Origin of the sequence: Pseudomonas sp. K5002 (assembly GCF_013386655.1) — a bacterium.
Lineage (GTDB): Bacteria > Pseudomonadota > Gammaproteobacteria > Pseudomonadales > Pseudomonadaceae > Aquipseudomonas.
The window spans coordinates 1-3,049 of sequence record NZ_JACARK010001241.1; the positions used below are offsets into that span (position 1 = coordinate 1).

Genomic DNA, 3,049 nt, shown 5'->3' on the forward strand with positions numbered 1-3,049 from the left:
GGAACTGCTCGGCGTCGGGCTCGACCCAGCCGGGCGACCAGAACAGGGTGTCCAGGTGCACCACGGGCAGGCCCAGGCGTTGTCCGAGGGCGCGGGCGAGGGTGGATTTTCCGCTGCCCGCATTACCGAGAATCACGATGCGTTGCATGAAGGGACGTCCTGTCGCGGGAAAGCCCACAATTGTGCAGGTTTTACATGACCGACAAAAGCCATATGAGGTAGGTTGGGCGCCCCGGAATGAACCCTCTCGACCAAGGAAGCGCCTGTCAATGCCAAATGCCTTTTGCCAAATCAGCGAACGCCTGGACAACCGCCGGTTTATCGTCGCGGGCAACACCCATGGTGTGTCCGGTACAGGCACCGTGTTTCATTACCACGTCGATGAAAACGCCATATGGGGCACCTACCAGGGCGGCCGGATTCGCATGGGCAATCAAGTCGGGCGCGCCACAGGCCCCGATACCATCGAGTTGCTGTACCAGTGCCTGACCACCGAGGGCGAGATTCTTGCCGGCTGGTCCCGGGGCACGCTAGGCGTGGATGACGCCGGGCGTACCACCCTGGCCTTCGTCTGGGGCTGGTTGTCGGGCGCGACGGGAGGTGGGGAGTCGAGCTACGTCGAACTCGTTGCCGAGTAATCATGCAATTTCGCGCCTACTGGAACCGCTCAACCAGGTAGTCGACAAAACACCGGACCCGCGCCGGCGTGTGGGTACCGCCGAGGAACACGGCATGGATCTCTTCGCCATCGCCTGGATTGAATGCCTCCAGCAACGGCACCAGCCGACCCGCCTGAATGGCGTCCGCCACGGTCTCGGCGCAGACCCGCGCGATGCCGATGCCCTCGGCCGCCAATTGGCCCTGGGTGTCACCGTTATTGGTTTCGACATGGCCCTTGATCGTCAGTGAATAGTCGTGGCCATCCTTGCGAAACGGCCAGGTGGGCGCCGCACGCTTGAAGTTGAAACCGATGCAGTCGTGATCCAGCAGGTCTTCCGGCACCTGCGGCGTGCCGCGTCGTGCCAGATAGCTCGGCGCAGCAATGATGACCTTGTGGGTGGCGCCCAGCCGGCGGGACGTCAGGCTGCTGTCGGGCAGCGGGCCCAATCGCACTGCGACGTCGGCTTGCCCGGCGGCGATGTCGACCACGGTGTCGGTCAGGTTGATGTCCACCAGGATGTCCGGGTAACGCTGAATGAACTCGCCCAACAACGGGATCACGAAGGTCCTGCCATACAGCAGCGAACTGCTGACCCGCAGGCGCCCGCGGGGTGAACTCTGGTCGGTAATCTGCTGTTCGGTTTCCCGCAGGTCCGTGAGGATCCGCCGGGCGCACGACAGATAGGCGGCGCCCTCCGGGGTCACGGTCAGTGAGCGCGTGGTTCGCAACAACAGGCGTACGCCCAGCCGGGCCTCCATGCGGTCCAGCACCCGTGCGATAGAGGAGGGCGCAAGGTTCAAGCGACGCGCGGCCGCCGAGAAACTCGCGGTCTCGGCCACGAGGGTAAAGATTTCCAGTTCGTCCGTTATGTCCACGGGAAACTCACTTGTGCGTTTTTCGCAAAGGCCTTGAGCGGCGCAATGGGGTTCACATCGGTTTTTGTCGGGTTCAGTATTGCGTAAAGCAATGTAATACGGAAACTCACCAGGAGAATCCCATGATCTTGCCCTACACCATCAATATCCCCGACGAACGCCTCGTGGCCATCCGCGACAAAGTCGCCGCCTACGATTGGACCCAGCTTCCCGATTTGGGAGGGTGGAAGTCGGGCGTAGGCGTGCGCGACCTTCAGCGCCTGGTCGCTTACTGGCTGGAATCCTATGATTGGCGCCGGGTCGAAAAACACCTCAACCAATTGCCCAACTTCATCACCGAGATTGAGGGCGAGCACCTGCACTTCGTCCATGTGCGGGGCGACGGTTCCAGGCCGCCGATCCTGCTGCTCCATGGCTGGCCAGGTTCGTACCTGGAATTCGAGGCGCTGCTGGAACCGCTGGCGGCTGACGGACACGATGTGATCGTGCCGTCGCTTCCGGGGTTTGCATTCTCCAGGCCGATCACCGGAGTGATTGGCCCACGTCGGGCGGCCGAACTCATGCATGGGCTGATGGCCCGGCTGTTCGGGCCAACCCGCTTCATCGTTCAGGGCGGTGACTGGGGTTCGGGCATCGCCGGTTGGATGGCCCACGATCGGCCCGAGGCGTTACTGGGGATTCACCTGAACATGGCCGACCTGCTGGCCCAGGGCACCGTTGCGACCACGCCGGAGGAGGAGGCTTTCGTCGCCCGGCGTGACGTGCTGATCGACTGGGAAACCGGCTACAACCACCAGCAGGAAACCCGCCCGCAGACCCTGGGTGTCGCGCTGGCCGACAGCCCGGTGGGGGCCGCGGGATGGATCCTCGAAAAAATCGGCACATGGGCCGATCTGCCCACTACCGCCGATGGCAGCCCGGATCTCTGGGGCACCTTTACCGAGGAGCAACTGCTGACCAACATCATGTTGTATCTCGCGCCATCTTCCATGGTCACCGCGACGTGGATGTATCACGGCAAGCGCCTTGAGGGATCGTCAAAATTCCCGGTCGGCACCCGCATCCAGGTGCCGACCGGATTTGCCGCCTTTCGTGATCCGGTGTTCGTGCCGCCGCCGCGCTCATTTGCCGAAAAGACCTTCAACATCGTGCACTGGAGCGAGATGCCCGCCGGTGGTCACTTCGCGGCCTGGGAGCAGCCGGCGTTGATGCTGGCGGACCTGCGCGCCTTTATCGCTACGGTCTCGGCTTGATCATCAAATCCAGGTTTTGCACGGCGGCACCTGCGGCGCCCTTGCCGAGGTTGTCGAACACCGCCGCCAGCAGGACCTGGCCCGTCTCGTGGTTTTCACGCACGATCAAACGCACATCGTCCGTGCCGTTCAGCGCTTGAGGGTCGAGGTAGGTCAACTCCCTCGCAGCCTGCATCGACAGCACCTGTACGTGACGGGTGTCGCGGTAGTGCTGCGTCAGGCAGGCATGCAACCGCGCCGCGTCCACGCCCGGGGCCAAC

The 3,049-nt window shown here is 63.2% G+C and carries 3 protein-coding genes and 2 pseudogenes; 2 read left to right on the top strand and 3 right to left on the bottom strand.

Annotated features, from left to right (window positions below; translation table 11 throughout):
• Window positions 1-148 (bottom strand): annotated as a pseudogene (locus tag HX846_RS40015) (AAA family ATPase); the annotation flags it as partial.
• Window positions 149-269: 121 nt separating this feature from the next.
• Here HX846_RS40015 and HX846_RS35280 point away from each other — a divergent pair.
• A complete protein-coding gene (locus HX846_RS35280; RefSeq protein WP_008436319.1) occupies window positions 270-638 on the top strand; it encodes a hypothetical protein in 369 nt (122 codons plus the stop codon).
• A gap of 16 nt (window positions 639-654) precedes the next feature.
• Here HX846_RS35280 and HX846_RS35285 read toward each other — a convergent pair whose 3' ends face one another.
• On the bottom strand, window positions 655-1,536 hold the full coding sequence (locus tag HX846_RS35285; protein WP_003215146.1) for a LysR family transcriptional regulator: 882 nt from the start codon (window positions 1,534-1,536) through the stop codon (window positions 655-657).
• 122 nt (window positions 1,537-1,658) lie between these two features.
• Between HX846_RS35285 and HX846_RS35290 the strand changes: the two genes are divergently transcribed.
• Window positions 1,659-2,789 (top strand): epoxide hydrolase family protein, encoded by a 1,131-nt coding sequence (locus tag HX846_RS35290; protein ID WP_178967258.1) that lies wholly within the window; start codon window positions 1,659-1,661, stop codon window positions 2,787-2,789.
• Here HX846_RS35290 and HX846_RS35295 read toward each other — a convergent pair.
• Window positions 2,773-3,049 (bottom strand): annotated as a pseudogene (locus tag HX846_RS35295) (N-acetyl-gamma-glutamyl-phosphate reductase); the annotation flags it as partial. The gene HX846_RS35290 and the pseudogene HX846_RS35295 overlap by 17 nt on opposite strands.

What these genes read in the sequence shown, in the direction of transcription:
- HX846_RS35280 (WP_008436319.1), top strand. Translation starts at nt 270, where the DNA reads ATGCCAAATGCCTTTTGCCAAATCAGCGAACGCCTGGACAACCGCCGG.
- HX846_RS35290 (WP_178967258.1), top strand. Translation starts at nt 1,659, where the DNA reads ATGATCTTGCCCTACACCATCAATATCCCCGACGAACGCCTCGTGGCC.